This is a genomic window from Bacillus sp. EKM202B (assembly GCF_011066025.1).
Classification (GTDB): domain Bacteria; phylum Bacillota; class Bacilli; order Bacillales; family Bacillaceae_G; genus Bacillus_A; species Bacillus_A toyonensis.
Genome location: NZ_JAAMNK010000021.1, coordinates 1 through 16,621 on the forward strand (window position 1 = coordinate 1; position 16,621 = coordinate 16,621).

Genomic DNA, 16,621 nt, shown 5'->3' on the forward strand with positions numbered 1-16,621 from the left:
CCCCTGTGCAATACAGAGTTCAATCCTTAGTAGCTGCTTAATATATTTGTCTAATTTTTTGGGTTCAGTTCAAAATGATGGGCTTTTCTTTTCATTTTATCCTTCAATCGTAACCCCAGTAAACATCGATAAGTTTCCCGTTATTTTCTCACCAACTCGTAAAAATAACCCTGCCGCTCTCCCACTAATACAATGTGAGCCAATTAATAATTTACCAGTATACGGACCATCCCATGTATCAATGGTATAGTCAGGCATTTCTATGTATTGCTGATATATTTTCCGTTGTTCAAAGTAATATTCCGTTTTATCTTCAGCTAATAGTTCATCATTTTCGTATATAGATACGCCCCCACCTTCACGTCCATATAAAGGTTTAGAAACAAATGATTCATTTCTTTCTTTAAATGGCTTATTTGTAAAATATGTTGGTAAGAAGTATTTATTAATAATAACACGCTCTTCTTCTTCAAAGAAAACCGCTTTTTCATAAAGCTTCCAAATTAATGCAAGCACATTTTTATTTTGCATTACGAATGCGGCTGGTGGATTAATAATTTTCACTCTTCCTTGCGCTATATGATTTAAAAACTGCAGACCAATTCTTTTTCCATTTTTATCAACATCTGTAACTAAATATTCAATTGGATACAGTCGATATAAATAATGAATTCGCTTGCCATTTGGCGTATATATTCCATCATCTGTAACTACAATATCTTGAATTCCTATATATTCCGTGGGCTGATTTAGGCAATAACTTCTTAAAAACTGGACTGTTTGATGGTCTTCATCGTGCCAATCATAGCTACTAAAATATATCGTTTCTTCAGGATCAATATTATAGTCATGTTTAATTTGTTCCCATGCCTGTACAATATGCTCCTCAATATGATTCGGGTGATTCACATCGTGATAACGGCACAACACTTCATTTGCAACAGAAGGTTCTAAATATCCTGTTGGTGTATCACAATTCACTTCTATTAATTTAATAACATCACCATTTACAATAAAGTCGAGCCTTGTAAAATAAGAAAACAAACCAGTATGTTTCATTCTCGCAATCTCCCACGTTTCAGGCGGGAATCCGAGCTTTTGAAAATCTTCTGTCGTATGTACAATATATTGATACGTTCTATATAACACATACATTATTTCTTCTGTCGCTTTCGAAATAGCGGTATATGTGTTTACCGACATACGAAACATCCCTGTTGCCATATACTGATTCCACTCTTCATTCTCTAATAGACTCGGCCACGTAAAACCATTCCTACCAGCCTCTTCCGCAAGTGAAAACCATATTTTCATATACTCTTTCTGTTCTTGTTCTGTATACATGTCTCTATTATCCTTTCTCTTTATGATCCGGCCGGCGCTTTTGCGTTCCCAATTCCACTTGAACCAGAATTTACTTTCGGCGTTTGTGTCGTAGATGATTTAGATGTATTTGTATCTGGCGTCACTTTATTTGATGGATTGGGCTGTTGTTTATTTAAATCCACTTTCTTTGAAGAATCGTTGTTGCTAGTAGTTCCGCCGTAATAACCTCCGCCACCGCTGCCACCAGTTCTCCGTTCATCTTTTTCACGATAAGAAAGAACATTGTTTGTATATGGTTTCTTCATTACATTTGGTTTGGCTGTATAGTTCATATTTGAGGTTTTACTTGCTAATAAATATCCTGCTACGAACGGTAATATCGGTAAGTGAGAGTTTTCTTGATACGATGAAAATGATGGATTATTTTCCTTGCATGACTCATCTTTTTCTACATTTTCAGTAGTTGGGGCTTTATCATCACAATTTAATGGTTCTTGTTCGCTCCCTTGCTTCCCACCATCCGTTTTAACAGCGGTATTTTCTTGTTGTACATTTTCTTCTTCATAGTCACCACAACCTGTTAATAAAAAAGATGACACGCCAATTGAAGCAGCGACTTTCAAAAATTTATTTTTTTCCATTCTCATGTGCTATACACCTAATTTCTTTTATCTATATTTTTCCATTTAACTATATTATATAATGCAAATATCACTTTTTACAAACTATACTCAATATGCATATTTACATATTTTCATGCTATTTATTCCCTAAATGAAAATGAAATATTATAATAGCCGAATTGTCTATCTGTACACCTAAATAAAGTGAAAGACGATTTTGTATTATGTCGTCTTTCACTTTATTTATTTTTTATATACTAAACGTCTCAATAAAATTTCTAATGGTCCATTAAGATTATTTTTTTCCATTATTAAAGCTACTATGACAGACGATATCCAAATACATATTGCTATCAATGCAGCAAAAGCGTTACTTACATGCCCTCCTAAATCAAATGCTACTGGTGATAAAAATATAACAAGCAGTGCTTCATTTAAAACAAAAAATGTTAATGAACGTTTTCCTAGAGCGATTAATGCAAGGCTAAAGTACCCTGGATTTTTCAATCTACTCCCTATTATCCCGAAACCTGTTGCATATGCTAATCCTCCAGCAATTCCAGTTAAAATATGGATTCCATTTATCATTCCAGCTGTAAATACAGTTGGATACCATATAGTCCCTATAAAAGATAAAGGCAAAGCACCTATTAAAGAAATTGCTAATCCTATAGTTGTTATAAAATATAATTTTTTTAACTGTTGCTCTGGTTTTATTAATAACTTATATTTAGCAATCCACAAACCAAGAATTACAGAAGGAAGAATTGGGAACATAAAATGGATGAGTACAGGTATAATAGGAAAGAAAAGTAATCGTATCATTGTAGTACTAAGATACGTGTCTTTTGCCGAAACATCTGGTGAAAAACCATAATCACCTATTGATTGCATATTAAGTCCCCATATTATTGGAATAAAAATGGTATACAATATAGCGATAATTATAAACGTTCGAATTAATGTTTTCATTTTACACTTTAATAGTGGACTAACAAAAATACCCGCTAAACCATAGGCCATAAGAATATCTTGCCCTCCAATTAAGACCGCTAACACAATCCCAAACAGTATTAAATACAAGGAGCGTTTTCTTACTATTTTTACAGCCTGAATTTCATTTTTCCCTTTTGATATTTGCCCTTCAAATGCTAGAACTAAACCGTAGCCTAATAATACGGCAAACATTGCTCTTGCACGGTTATCAATTATGAATATACCAAAAAGATTTACAATTTGATCAAAGAAACTACTGCTTTCCACTCTATGCATAATTCCAGGATCTGCTGCATACAAGTAAAGCGGTGCATGAGCAAGTACGATTAACAGTAGCATAGTGCCTCTTGCTAAATCCAATGAGACTGCACGCTTTTTTTCAATTGTTCTATCATTTATTGATCTATCCATATTTTACTTCCTTCCTTAACATCAAATGAACATTCCAATCTTTCTTAAGTTTTCGTCAAAAACTAAGAAAGATCTTCTAGTAAAAATAGAACAGATAAATAAAAAACGAACTATCTCTTCAATTCCTATTCCGGATATTATATTCTCAGATTATTTCAATATGTTTTATTTTTAAAATACAAATGAAATCTTTCTATCCCTGGATATTTTTCTCCTAAACTTTTAACCTTAAAACCAATTTTCTTATAAAATTCTACTGCCTCATTGTCTGTCTCAGCTTCGACATAAGTCAATTGATGCATTCTTACTACTTCCCTTATCATTTGAAACGCAATTCCTGTATGACGATATTCTGGAACGACTGCTATGTGGCATATTCTCGCTTCATTTGCTCCGATTATTTCAATACCTATACAAGCCTTTTTTTCATATTTATATAATCTACCTTTATTGCTTTGATAAAATACTACCGCTTTCTTTAAGCTTGTTTCACTTGGACCGACTGCATACTGTAGCACATTTAAAATTGAATCCCTTCCAATTTGTTCAACACGTTGCAAATTCATATCTTCATCCCTTTCTATGAAAAAAGATTAGCTCTTTATAAAAAAGAGCTAATCTCATTACGCTGTTATCTTTTCTTCTTTTTTCACAACGACCGCCACATAACTATGCAGTATCATTCCGACAATAACGAGACTCATTCCAACCCAAGATAAAGATGATGGAATTGGAGCAGAAAGCCAAATAAGCTCTCCTACTAAAGCAAATAAAACTTCACCGGATTGTGTCGCTTCAACCGTTGCTAGCTTTTGCGGATCATCTTTCACAAGATCTGTCGCAAAGAAAAATAATACTGTCGCGATTAAACCTGAACTAACTGCTACAATAAAACATTGAAAAACTTGGCTACTTGACGGTAATCCACCTGTTGATACTTCGTAACCAGATAGTAAAAACCAAAATGGTAAACTTGCTAATGTCATCCCGAGAACTCGCTGGAATACATCTAATTCCCCTTTACATACTTGCATCATTTTTCGATTTCCAAGTGGGTACGCAAACGCCGCAATGAGAACAGGAACTACACATAAAATGGTTTCACGAATTCCTAAAGAAGAAGCATGTTCTACTTGCATGAGTACAACACCGAATAAAATAATACCCGACATTACTAATTCTTTCATCGGAAGTTTTTTATGTAATGGGTCTACCGCAAAAAATGGTGTTAACAAAATCCCTGCGACTATCGTAATTTGCCATGTTGATGCAACAAGCCACCCTGGTCCAAATGCGCCAGCAAAACTAAGTGGTGCATAAAAAAGACCAAAACCTACAATACTCCATACCAACCATTCTTTCGGATTGTTTTTCATATATTGAAAGAGTTGCTTTAAGTTGCCTCTATACATGACAATAAGTAGTAGCATTGGTACCATAAAGTAATACCGTAATGATGCACTCCAAATCCAACTTCCACCTTCTAAGTCCATCGCCCGGTTTAAAACAAAGGTAAAGGCAAAGAAAAATGATGCCAATATCCCTATTGCAATTGCTTTCATTATAAAACCCCTTGTTTAGTTTCTTCTTAATACTATACAACAAAATGAATATAATTAAAATTCACGCACTTTAACTTACATGTAATCTAGCTCTATATAATTTTCTTAACTGACCAATATGCGCTTGATGATACCGATTATGATCAGCTATATGCCATATGCCCCATCTTATTGTCGCATTTTCGCCCTTTTCATAAAAAACTTCCCGTGTTAAATCATTTTCTGTTAGTTTCATACATTCTTCATAAAGTGAAACTTTAATCAGTGGGGGTTTTGTTCATCCCCCACTGATTATTAGTTTAACCAATCGGGCTGCCTGTTAATGCGGGATAAAACAATTGTTGCACTGCTTCATAATCTTGCATTAACTCTTGTAACGTGTGTTTTCTTAAAACTGGCAGTTCTCCCACTTCATTCAACATAGGCCCATATTTATTTTCTAGTTCAGTGGAACTTCTTCTCCCTTTAAGCGATACACCCAATGTAAATCGACAACTGCTAAATGCTGAAGTAGCTGTCCGATGCTATTTTCATTATTTTCAGACCCTTTAAAAGATAATTCCTTCTCTTCAGTACTTTCTACTAAATTTCGCAATCGTATATATGTATCTCGAACCGTTGCATACAAAATTGCTACTTGCGGATTCATATTTTTTTCTAAATAAAGATCTTTCATGATAAACTCCGTCCTTTAAAGGAACAGCACCATATGTTCATCATCACTGTACGCACCATTAATCTTTATAGCCCTTTTTTCAATTCCATATGTTTTAAAGCCCATTGATTCGTACAAATTTTTTGCTGGTTCGTTTGTAGATACAACACCTAATGTCAATTGCTCTAGTTGTATATCCCGCGCTCTTTGAATTGCATTTGCAATTAGCTCACGTGCCAACCCGTTTCGTCTGTTTTGTGCGTCTACATACATCGCAACGATATGGCCTTTATGCTTATATGCTACTTTCTCTTCCGTTAGTAAAGTGACTACACCAATTAATTTTTCTTCATTAAACGCGCCAAGTGTACAACTAATAGTAGATGTTAAATTCCCTTCAACTCGCTCAATAGGATTTTCCTGACGAATCGCCTCTTCATAAGTTGTTATAAACGCCTCTGGGTTTACTTGTAATGCTTGTAAACGTAAATCCCAATATTTTTTTGCATCTTCTTTCGTAAGTAATCGAATCATGTATCTCTACCCCTTTTTAATTTACATAATATTTTTATAAACCACTAATTATAGATTGATATTCTTCTTTTAACATACTATAACGATAGCGATGAATGAACTTCTTTTGACGTAACCGATCATTTCTCATTAGTCCTTCACAAACAAAGCCAGCCTTTTCATAACTCTTTCTAGCTTGTAAATTATCCTCATCTACACGTAGCCAAACTTTCTCCAATTCGAAATCAAAGAATCCCAGTTGTAATATACTATATAGAGATGCTATTCCATACCCTGTTCCCCAATACTCTTTATCCCCAATCGTAATTCCTAGTTCCGCATTTTTATTTGTTTTGTCAAAATTTTTAAGGTCTACCCAGCCAATGTGTATATTGTTTTCTGTAACGATAGCCCTTTGTTCATAACCATTCTTTCGACTTATGCATGCTTCAATCCATTTTCTCGTATCTTCACGAGTGAACGGAGGATATTGATCTGGTACGACTAAGTGTTTTGTCACTTCTGTATCTAATGACCATTGATATCGATCTTCTACATCCTCTAGTGTCAATTCCCTTAATTGAACGAATGGTATTTTCATTTTACTATCCCCTTTTTATTTGCCAATAGAAAATCCTTCGAACACTCTTCCTCCGTATAGTTCTAACGTCTTTTCTGTAAAATTAATTAATACATTTTTATCACCGTTTTTATAAAAATGATCAAAAGCCGCTACAAATTGTTCTGCATAATGGTCATCATATCTTCTTAAAACTCTAATAAACCATTTTGAATTTCCAAGCCATTGGCCATTTACTCTTAATACATATTCATGTATTAATTCCGCTAATAAATTAGCAATGAATAGTTCTTCTTCTCTTTTTGATGCACCAATGAAGTCATCCAAAGTATCCGAAATATAATAGCGCTTCTGTTTCATCGTTTCTTCGGTCCATTTATCTGGTCCTTTAATTAGTAAATCGTTCGCTTCTTTTTTTAATTTCTCAACAATTTCACTTTCCCCTTTTAATACAATTCCTTCTGAAACTAATTGAGGTAGAGAAGGTCGCCCGCGATCACAATCCATTTTAAAAAAGGTTTTATACGTTACAAAATTATGTACAAATACTTCAACGGGCCATCCATTACTATAGAAGGATTCTCTATAACAAGATGACAAACTTTGATCGACTATAACAATATCAAGGTCAGATGTTTTTGTCGCTTCTCCTCGTACAACGCTTCCTCCCAGTAAAGCTACATCACAATTCGGAAATTGTGATGTAATTATACTTTGTGCCGCTTCAATTGGTTTCATTTTCTTTTCTCCTTCGCTTATTTTACTTTCTTTTTTCTGCTCTTTCTCGAGCCTTTTTTATATACGGTTCTGCATCTGGTGTTTTACATGACGTTGCACCGTGATCAATTTTTACTTTTCCAATTTCACGAGCAATTTCAATTGCTTGTTGCTCTAAAGCTTCATTTCGAATCCCTATCGCAATTAAAGCGCTATTCATTGCTTCTCTTTTTCTATTTTTTTCATTATGTATATGAACTTTAATCTCTTCTAAATACGGCATGAAGAAGTTATCGTCTAACTTTTTATTTTTTATTGCGATATTCGCTAATAATGACCAACCTGCTCTCCCGATCCATTCATCATCAAATTTCGTCCATTCGTCCATTCTTTCTATTGCGATTGGCGACGTACATATAGCTGTCATAAGAACGTCCATTAAACAATAATAATCAACATCCCTAATCCAACTATTCAGCTGTTCTGATGTTACATTCTTCGGTTCTAAAATATACGTTGCTAAAGTCATTGCATCCATATTTTTTGTTTCCCATAATGAAATTGCTAAATCATGATCTTTTTTTATCTTCTTTTTTAATAATTTTAAATTTGCAAAACTGACTCCGAATAGCGGCTCTTTCGCCCCATGATTTTTATACGTTTTTCGATTTTGTTCCGTTCCATATTTCTCTAGTTGCTGCATGACCTCTTCAAGTAGCATTTGTCCACCTCTTTTATGTTTTCTGTTGACTTCATATAGGTATGTACGATATATTCTACATTATTTTTTGATTTTCCTATATTTATTTTTAAAATACGGTATGTGAAATTTTAAATATACTACGCAATCACACCATGAAAAACCTACACATTGTAAACATGCAGGTTTTTCATGGTATCAAATTTCCATAAAATAAGAAATAAACGAAGGAACCACCTTTGGTTCGTTCTCTCAATAATTTATCTCCGCTATATTTTGGCTAAACTCTTTACATCTGACCACTCTTCTATAGAACCTGCATCCGGAAAAACGGTAACTACATTAAAATTCGCACCTTTTTCTTTTCCTAATTGTTTTGCAGCTAATAAGTTTGCTGCCGCAGACGTTCCTATTTTCATACCAGTAGCCTTATAAAAACGGGCCATTTCATACAAGGTTTCTTCATATGAATAAGTCCATTGCTTTTCTATCAAATTGTCTTCCTTTTCTATGAAATGTTGTTTCCGTCCTAGACCGAATCCACCTGATCCTGCATATTTCTTTAAAGCATTTGGCGGTTGTTCAGATCCATATGGTAATTCGGCAGGCATTACTAAATGTAGCTCAACATTTTTTGTATACTTCTTTACTGCTTTATAGACCCCAATTAGAGTTCCACCAGTACCAGCGGATGCTACCCATGCGTGTATTGGTTTTCCGTTCATTTGTGCAATAATTTCTCGGCCTGTTCCTTCTATATGACTTAATAAATTTGCATTATTATAATGTTGGAACAAAAAGTATAACTCTTGTTTTTGTTTGCTAATCTCTATTGTCTTCTCAATTACAGCGTAAAATCCCTTACATTTATCAACTAAGATTACGTTAGCACCATAATATTCGAGTTCATTTAATAGAGATTGACCAGTTGCAGAACTTAACACTAACGTGCATTCAATCCCTAAATAATAACAAAGATAGCCAATTGACCTCGCTAAGCTTCCACCACTATACTCTAAAATATGTTGTTTTTTGTTCGCTTCTTGTAAATATTTATTGATCATTCCAAGTGCTGCTCTATCCTTAATCGATCCTGTAGGGTTGTCCCATTCACATTTAGCATAGATTGAAAGATTCTTCGTTTCTTCGCATTCTAATTTAATGAGAGGGGTATTTCCAACATTTTTAGAAAACTCTTCAAAATGGTTTACTATCATACTTTTATACCTCCGTCATACATCATATTTATAACATTTGTTCTTAGTCAAAATACTTTCTATATTTCAATTACGCTATTAACTATATTTTCCTATAAAAAATCCCTACAAACGTTGTAGGGATTTTTGTCTAAATCATTTTGTTGCACTCTATTACATACGAAAAGAACTTCTTTATTCAAATGCATTCATAAGCACAATTCTCCAGCCATCTGGATCCTCTATTGTAGTACCTTTCTCTATCCAATACGGATTTTCCGGTTCCACCTCATGGTAGCCCATTTCACTTAACCGATTCGCGATTATTTCAATTTCATCTTTATTCGGCATATAAAAAACTAGTAAATTATCTTTTGTCGGTGCTGGGCATGGGCTTCCATTTACATGCGTAGTAAACTCCAAATGGTACTCTTCACCCGGTAATCCAAACATAACCCCGTCATATCCTTCATGATTGTGAAATTCCCCTATACGTTTTAACCCTAATCCTGTTTCGTAAAAACTTATAACTTCTTCAAATTTATCTGTTGGTCTTGCAATTCTAAATTGAACCCAATTCTTCATGCAAATCTCCTCCTTTTCATTTTCCAAAGCTTTATAGTAGCCATTATAAGTTACATATATTTAGTTTAATATCCCTCATTAGTGTGAGAACTGCTTAAGTTGAAAGACCTATTCGTTCATACATAGTAGGACTTTAGTATAAAATTCATATAAACTTAGTTATACAAATATGGAGATAAAATAACGATTTCTTCCATATATATTATTACGTATGAAATAATTCTCCTTGTAGGGCCTTTATATATCGATCAGCAGATCTTTGTACAGCCCTATTCGCATCTTCCATCACAACACCATGAAACGCATTATACAGTCGACTAAATTGGATTCCTTTTACTTTCTCTGCCATTTTTCTAACTTTATTCGCTGGTAATGGGATAAGATTGGGATAACTATACATAAAACTTACCCATTTTCGATCCGAAACTACTTGTATAATATCACCTGATAACAAAATACCTTTCCCTTCATTACCGTCTTTCCAGTGCATAACAGTTCCACCTTTAAAATGGCCTCCTAACCGATGCAATGTAAGTTCTTCCGATAATATCAAATGTTCCCCAGACCAAAATTTAATTTGCTTACTCGGGTGAACCACCCATTCTTTATCATCTTCATGAATATAGATAGGTATATGAAATGTTTCCGCCCATTTTACTTGTGTAGAGTAATAATGTGGATGAGAAAGTGCTATTGCTTGAATACCACCTAAATCATATATACGTTGTATCGTTTTATCATCTAAATAACTAATACAATCCCACAAAACATTTAGAGTTTTACTTTGTATTAAAAATGCTGTTTGTCCAATTGCAAACTTAGGTTTAGTAGTAATGCTATACAAACCAGTTTCTTCTTTTATTATTTCATTTTTGTATAAATTGCTATGTTGCATTGTTTCTAATGTTGTCCATGACTGCCCCATTGGATTCATATATTGCCTTTCCTCATTACAAATTTTACAACGAGAAGGTGCCTCTTTATTTTCGGGATACTGAACTCCACATGTCGTGCAAATATAATGAACCATATTCCCACTCCCTTTTTAAATGTAATTGATTCTTTACCAATATTTTAATAAAAAACGAAAATAATTAAATCAATAATTGTGACTAAAATGAAGTCATACGAAAGTACGATTATTCCCCTTCTATTTAAGAATTTAGTCTAAGTACTATATTTTATATTTCTTCTTTCTGGGAAGTTAAATTTTTCAATCATTACATGAAAGAGTAACTCTATACGAAATAAATGAACCTATTCATAGTTTTTGTCACAAGTTTGACACTGTAGTATAAACTAATACACATCTGGGGTATAGTATATTTAAAGTAACGATAAAAAAGAATATTGAATAAATTATTTTTTAATCGTTACTAGATTACATTTGTAATAACTTAAGGGGAGATTATAATGGAAATCGTTATTATGCTCTATGAAGGAATTACTGCATTAGATGCTATTGGTCCGTACGAAGTATTTGCAGCAGAAAGCAATAACAACATAAAGTTTGTTGCTAAAACTACGGGCTTAATTAAATTAGATTCAAAAATGGGCTATTTACATGCCGATTATAATTTTACTGAAGTTAATTCAGCTGATATCCTTATTATTCCTGGATGTCGCCCGCCTAACTTTAAACAACTTATGGAGGACGAAGAAACTCTCAATTGGATTCTCCAAATACATGAAACTACTAAATGGACTACAACTGTATGTACAGGTTCTTTAATCTTAGGTGCTACTGGCCTACTAACTGGTGTTAAAGCCACTAGTCATTGGAGCTCTTTTGACTTACTTCGTTCTCTCGGGGCTATTCCAACTGAAGAGAGAGTCGTTCGCCATGAAAAAATCATAACAGCAGCTGGTGTATCTGCAGGTATTGATATGGCTCTCCAGTTGATGGCTTGGGAATTCGGAGATGAAAAGAGTAAAGCAGTTCAGCTCATGTTAGAATACGACCCACAGCCTCCTTTTGATACAGGTTCACCAAAAAAAGCATCCGCATCATTATTAGAAGAATTAAATTTGATGCTTGAAGATTTTCATAATAAAGTTTAAAACCATCCAATTTTTCAAGCATGCAGTTGATACAAAATCTTGCATATTTTTGACCAAACTTTTTTACAGTTGTAAAAAAGTTTTTTTGCATTTCCCTACCTATAATTGCTAATATAGTAGAGTAGAACTTTTATAGAGAGAAGGAAAATTATGCACAATGGAATTCGAATGACAACTTTAGTAAAAAGGGCTATGTTGATTTGCGCTGGGGTATTATTTACATATGAGGCCGCTTTAGGATCAGTACATACTGCTCTAGCAAGTACAGAAGATGAAGCAAAGTCTGTTCAATTTGTAAGTGAAATTCAAACATCTCTTGCACCGAAAGAAGCTCCAAAACACTATAATGGGCAAGTTAGAAAAGTCGCTTACTTAACATTTGATGACGGTCCTGGAAAATACACAGCTGAGCTTTTAGATATGTTAAAGAAAGAAAATGCAAAAGCAACATTCTTCCTAATTGGTTCAAACGTGAAAGCTTTCCCTGATCTTGTGAAACGTGAAGATGCTGAAGGCCACTATGTTGGGATGCACAGTATGACTCATAACTATAAGAAACTTTACACAGAAGGACATTACGTAGATGAAATGAAAGAAGATCAAGGCTTAATCGCTGGCGTTCTAGGCAAATCACCCGTATTAACTCGTCCATCATACGGCTCAATGCCAGGATTAAACGAAGCACTTCGCAACAAAGTGGTGGAAAACGGGTTGAAAGTTTGGGATTGGACAATTGATTCTTTAGACTGGAGATACAACAAAATGCAAGTTGATGCTGCATCAGCTAAAATTGTAGAAAACGTTCTACATGGTGCTACAAATCCAACAGAAGTTATCCTTATGCACGATATTCACCCACAATCAGTTAAAGCAGTACCTGGAATTATAAAAGGACTGAAAGAAAAAGGATATGAATTAGAAGCCTATAATGAGAACGAACACTTCCCATTAAACTTCTGGCATGATAATCGTATGTAATGAAAAGACTTGATTCCCTCTAGTAGGATATCAAGTCTTTTTTTAACGTTTTGGAAAGTTTCTTTGTTGCTCTTCAATAAAACGAATAATCTTTTCTCTGTCCTCATGCGTAATACTTATAGAAAATTCGTACTCCTCTTCCTTACACCATGAAGGGGTAAGTTCCTGAGATAATCGGACTACAATTTGAAACTCACCTTCATTTTTCCCCATTAATTCAAACGCTATATTAGGCTCTATGAAATCTAGTTCGGTATATGTAGGATTCGATAATGATTGAAACCATTTTTTCATATGCTGTAAGTCGAAAGTTTGTAGAAAAGGATCCATCGTTTCAAAAACTTTATTTCCTTCTGACAGTTTCGCTTTTACCATAAGCCAATTTCTATCACACTCCTCTTTTACATCTTTAAATTGGTATCTCACCACCTCTAAATGTAATGCTACTTTTTCATTTTGAAAATCCATAAATTGCTCCCCTTCTTGCTATAAAACTTTTACTTTATAAATTTGAAATATATAAGCCTTTACTTGCAAGACAATTATTTTTCTATCTCCTGTTAATTTCGATTCTTAAATATAATGATTTTCGTTTATTAATACACATGGCTGATTCTAACATATCATCCTTTATACATTAAATATATTTGATTTGCTATATAATCTGAACTAAAGTGAAGTCCATTCCTTATCCACCACATGATAATACCTACCAAAGAGGCTGTTTTAATATCAACTGCAACATAATCATCAGGTAATTTATTTTTCGTATTCTCTCTTCTCGTTTCTATTAATTGCTTTAAAAATAAAAATAATTGCTCTTCAAATTGATTCATTTTAAATAATATAAATAAAAAATTCCGGTGGATATATAAATAATCTAGCAATTGTGTTAGCTTTTGTTTTTCTGATAAATCTTTTGCATGTATTAAATCAACAATTTTATTAGAAAGCTCATTTAAAATCTCGCTATTGATTTGGTCTAGTAAATCTTGAATATCTTGATAATGTAAGTAAAATGTTGTTCGATTTAATCCTGCTTTTGTTGCGATTTTCTGAACCGTTAAGCTTGAAATAGTAGGATTCTCACATAAAAGAGAAAAAACAGCATTTTTAAACATTTCTCTTGAACGAACTGTACGAGGGTCCTCTTTTTTAAGTGTAGACATTTTGAAACTCCTTTATAGATTTTCTCTTTACTTTCTCGACAGTACATATCTTCTCTGTCGAGTAGTGAACATTTTCAACAAAACTGTTCATGGTCAGAGAAAACGTATTTTGTTACCATTAATTTTATCGACACAATGTCGATAAATCAAGGTAACAATGAAGGAGATTACCAATGCAAAAGGAAATATCAGAAAGAAATAAAAAAATTATATTAGTTGTCCTCATTACCGGCTGTTTTTTATCAACCTTAAATCAGACGCTATTAAATGTGGCAATGAGTAATTTAATGAAGGTATTTGATGTAACAGCTGCAACAGTGCAATGGCTATCAACAGGCTTTATGCTCATAAATGGTGTTCTAGTTCCAATTACTGCATTTTTAATGAAACGATTTACAACAAGGCAGCTATTTATTAGCTCAATGCTCTCTTTGTTTATTGGGACCGTTCTCTGTGCATGCGCCATGAATTTTAGCATTTTGTTAACAGGAAGAATGATTCAAGCAGTTGGAGCAGGAATTATTATGCCACTCATGATGACTATTATTTTATATTTGTACCCTAGTGAAAAACGCGGAAGTATTATGGGGACCATCGGATTCGCTATAATTTTTGCGCCAGCTATCGCTCCAACTTTATCTGGCTTTATTATTGAATATGTATCATGGAGATGGCTATTTATTGGATTAGCTCCATTTATATTCATCGTAATTATTCTCGCGATTAAATATTTAATGAATGTTGCAAATACAACAAAAGCAAAAGTAGATATCGTAAGTGTCATTTTATCAACAATTGGCTTTGGTTGTGTTATATACGGATTCAGTAGTGCAGGAAGTAAAGGATGGAATCATCCCGTTGTTATTATAACAATTACTATCGGTATCATCGTTACAGCTTTATTCTGTTTACGTCAAATAAAGTCTAATGATCCATTATTGAATTTATCAGTATTTAAATATAAAGTTTTCACTCTTACTTCAGTCATTAACGTACTCATTACGATGATTATGTATGCAGATTTAATTCTATTACCAATTTACTTACAAAACGGACGAGGCTTTACTGCATTTGAATCAGGTTTACTTCTATTACCTGGAGCTGTCATTAACGCCTTCTTATCACCTATCACAGGCAAAATGTTTGATAAATATGGAGCGAAACCACTCTTTATTACCGGTTTAATCTGTGTCATTATTTCGATGTGGGGTGTAATTGATTTGACCGACTCCACAACTTATATGTATTTAATGGTTCGTACCATTATTTTACGAATTGGGTTAAGTTTCATTTCAATGCCTTTAAATACAGCCGGCTTAAACGCTTTGCCAATAGAACTGGGTTCACATGGTTCAGCAGTAAATAATACAATTCGCCAATTAGCAGGTGCGATTGGGACAGCAGTTATCATCACGGTGTATACAATTCAATCTACTTCACACATATCACAGTTATCTAGTAGGAATGGAAATATAACAGCTACGCAAGTAACAAAATTATCTTCTATCTTCAGCTCAAGTGATGCATACGTGTTTATGTTAGTCTTATCTTTTATAGCTTTGATTATCGCAAGTTTCATGCCCCAAAAAGTAGTAATCAAAAGATACGAAAGTAAATCTTCAAACATAAAATGATTGTTAAAAATTAAGCACTTAAAAGATGGCTCCGGAATTATACCGAAGCCATCTTTTTGAGTGCTTACGACTATAATTATAATCCTCGATTACTATTTGAAGAGATTATATTTTACAGTTATGCTTTTAAATAATCGTTAGAATTCTTAATACTGAATAGCTTATAAGTACATATTAATCATAAGGAGTGATATGTATATGGATTTTCTTTCATCTGAATATTTGTCAGCCTTGCTTGCCATTATTGTAATTGATTTAGTGTTAGCTGGAGATAATGCCATCGTAATTGGATTAGCAGCAAGGCGATTACCGAAAGATCAACAAAAGAAAGTTATTATATGGGGAACTGTCGGGGCTATCGCTATTAGAGCCCTCGCCACCTTAATTGTCGTTTGGTTATTAAAAATACCAGGATTACTTCTAATTGGTGGTGTACTCCTCATATGGATTGCTTACAAATTAATTGCTGAGGGCAAAAATCATGATATTAAAGCTGAAGAAGGATTTTGGTCTGCTATTAAAACCATTATTATAGCTGATGCGTTAATGGGAATTGATAACGTACTCGCTGTTGCGGGAGCTGCCCATGGTAACTTTTCTTTAGTAATCATCGGATTATTAGTGTCTATTCCAGTAGTTGTATGGGGCAGTACATTAATTTTAAAATGGGTTGACCGTTTCCCTGTCATCATTACGATTGGAGCAGCTGTTTTAGCTTATACTGCCGCAAAAATGATTGTAGATGAAAAATGGTTCGCTGGATTTTTCGAAAGTAACCCTTTCATGAAATGGGCATTCATCATTATTATCATCATCGGTGTGGTATTCTTCGGAAAGATGAAACAAAAAACTAAAGATGATACTATATAATGTCAATGTAATTATAGTTACAAACAAAAGCGCTACTCATATGAG

At 33.7% G+C, this 16,621-nt stretch carries 18 protein-coding genes and 1 pseudogene; 4 read left to right on the forward strand and 15 right to left on the reverse strand.

What is annotated here, in order from left to right; translation table 11 throughout:
• Nucleotides 1-96: 96 nt before the first annotated feature.
• The 13 genes and pseudogenes from G9F74_RS21185 to G9F74_RS21245 form a co-directional block, all read right to left on the reverse strand.
• Nucleotides 97-1,344: a glutathionylspermidine synthase family protein gene (locus tag G9F74_RS21185; protein WP_000287859.1), complete on the reverse strand. Its 1,248-nt coding sequence runs from the start codon at nt 1,342-1,344 to the stop codon at nt 97-99.
• 20 nt (nt 1,345-1,364) lie between these two features.
• Nucleotides 1,365-1,973 (reverse strand): hypothetical protein, encoded by a 609-nt coding sequence (locus G9F74_RS21190; protein ID WP_016108611.1) that lies wholly within the window; start codon nt 1,971-1,973, stop codon nt 1,365-1,367.
• Between the two features lie 219 nt (nt 1,974-2,192).
• Nucleotides 2,193-3,356 carry a DUF418 domain-containing protein gene (locus tag G9F74_RS21195; protein ID WP_016108612.1) on the reverse strand — a complete coding sequence of 388 codons (1,164 nt, stop codon included), beginning with the start codon at nt 3,354-3,356 and terminating at the stop codon, nt 2,193-2,195.
• 155 nt (nt 3,357-3,511) lie between these two features.
• Entirely contained in the window at nt 3,512-3,922 is a 411-nt protein-coding gene (locus tag G9F74_RS21200; RefSeq protein WP_001053326.1) for a GNAT family N-acetyltransferase, read from the reverse strand.
• 57 nt (nt 3,923-3,979) lie between these two features.
• Nucleotides 3,980-4,918, reverse strand: a complete 939-nt coding sequence (locus G9F74_RS21205) for a DMT family transporter (RefSeq protein WP_000643649.1) — start codon at nt 4,916-4,918, stop codon at nt 3,980-3,982.
• Between the two features lie 70 nt (nt 4,919-4,988).
• Nucleotides 4,989-5,594: pseudogene (locus tag G9F74_RS21210) on the reverse strand (DinB family protein).
• A 15-nt stretch (nt 5,595-5,609) separates the two neighbouring features.
• On the reverse strand, nt 5,610-6,107 hold the full coding sequence (locus tag G9F74_RS21215) for a GNAT family N-acetyltransferase (protein ID WP_000620331.1): 498 nt from the start codon (nt 6,105-6,107) through the stop codon (nt 5,610-5,612).
• A 34-nt stretch (nt 6,108-6,141) separates the two neighbouring features.
• Nucleotides 6,142-6,687: a GNAT family N-acetyltransferase gene (locus G9F74_RS21220; RefSeq protein ID WP_000701132.1), complete on the reverse strand. Its 546-nt coding sequence runs from the start codon at nt 6,685-6,687 to the stop codon at nt 6,142-6,144.
• Nucleotides 6,688-6,702: 15 nt separating this feature from the next.
• Nucleotides 6,703-7,404 carry a nucleotidyltransferase domain-containing protein gene (locus G9F74_RS21225; protein WP_016108614.1) on the reverse strand — a complete coding sequence of 234 codons (702 nt, stop codon included), beginning with the start codon at nt 7,402-7,404 and terminating at the stop codon, nt 6,703-6,705.
• Between the two features lie 22 nt (nt 7,405-7,426).
• Nucleotides 7,427-8,104 (reverse strand): DNA alkylation repair protein, encoded by a 678-nt coding sequence (locus G9F74_RS21230; protein ID WP_016108615.1) that lies wholly within the window; start codon nt 8,102-8,104, stop codon nt 7,427-7,429.
• Between the two features lie 248 nt (nt 8,105-8,352).
• Nucleotides 8,353-9,300 (reverse strand): PLP-dependent cysteine synthase family protein, encoded by a 948-nt coding sequence (locus G9F74_RS21235; RefSeq protein WP_016108616.1) that lies wholly within the window; start codon nt 9,298-9,300, stop codon nt 8,353-8,355.
• A gap of 174 nt (nt 9,301-9,474) precedes the next feature.
• Nucleotides 9,475-9,864, reverse strand: coding sequence for a VOC family protein (locus G9F74_RS21240; RefSeq protein WP_000800673.1), 390 nt, complete (start codon nt 9,862-9,864; stop codon nt 9,475-9,477).
• 205 nt (nt 9,865-10,069) lie between these two features.
• Nucleotides 10,070-10,894: an MBL fold metallo-hydrolase gene (locus tag G9F74_RS21245; RefSeq protein ID WP_016108617.1), complete on the reverse strand. Its 825-nt coding sequence runs from the start codon at nt 10,892-10,894 to the stop codon at nt 10,070-10,072.
• Between the two features lie 383 nt (nt 10,895-11,277).
• On the opposite strand from G9F74_RS21245, the gene G9F74_RS21250 reads away from it, so the two are divergent.
• Nucleotides 11,278-11,925 carry a DJ-1/PfpI family protein gene (locus G9F74_RS21250; RefSeq protein ID WP_016108618.1) on the forward strand — a complete coding sequence of 216 codons (648 nt, stop codon included), beginning with the start codon at nt 11,278-11,280 and terminating at the stop codon, nt 11,923-11,925.
• Between the two features lie 150 nt (nt 11,926-12,075).
• Nucleotides 12,076-12,903: a peptidoglycan-N-acetylglucosamine deacetylase gene (locus G9F74_RS21255; RefSeq protein ID WP_000551438.1), complete on the forward strand. Its 828-nt coding sequence runs from the start codon at nt 12,076-12,078 to the stop codon at nt 12,901-12,903.
• A gap of 42 nt (nt 12,904-12,945) precedes the next feature.
• Here G9F74_RS21255 and G9F74_RS21260 read toward each other — a convergent pair whose 3' ends face one another.
• Both G9F74_RS21260 and G9F74_RS21265 read right to left on the reverse strand, forming a co-directional pair.
• Nucleotides 12,946-13,371 (reverse strand): WapI family immunity protein, encoded by a 426-nt coding sequence (locus G9F74_RS21260; RefSeq protein WP_165406242.1) that lies wholly within the window; start codon nt 13,369-13,371, stop codon nt 12,946-12,948.
• A gap of 155 nt (nt 13,372-13,526) precedes the next feature.
• Nucleotides 13,527-14,072: a TetR/AcrR family transcriptional regulator gene (locus G9F74_RS21265; RefSeq protein ID WP_000105643.1), complete on the reverse strand. Its 546-nt coding sequence runs from the start codon at nt 14,070-14,072 to the stop codon at nt 13,527-13,529.
• Between the two features lie 173 nt (nt 14,073-14,245).
• Between G9F74_RS21265 and G9F74_RS21270 the strand changes: the two genes are divergently transcribed.
• Both G9F74_RS21270 and G9F74_RS21275 read left to right on the forward strand, forming a co-directional pair.
• Nucleotides 14,246-15,706: a DHA2 family efflux MFS transporter permease subunit gene (locus G9F74_RS21270; protein WP_016108620.1), complete on the forward strand. Its 1,461-nt coding sequence runs from the start codon at nt 14,246-14,248 to the stop codon at nt 15,704-15,706.
• 198 nt (nt 15,707-15,904) lie between these two features.
• A complete protein-coding gene (locus G9F74_RS21275; protein ID WP_000346961.1) occupies nt 15,905-16,576 on the forward strand; it encodes a TerC family protein in 672 nt (223 codons plus the stop codon).
• The last annotated feature ends 45 nt before the right edge of the window (nt 16,577-16,621 follow it).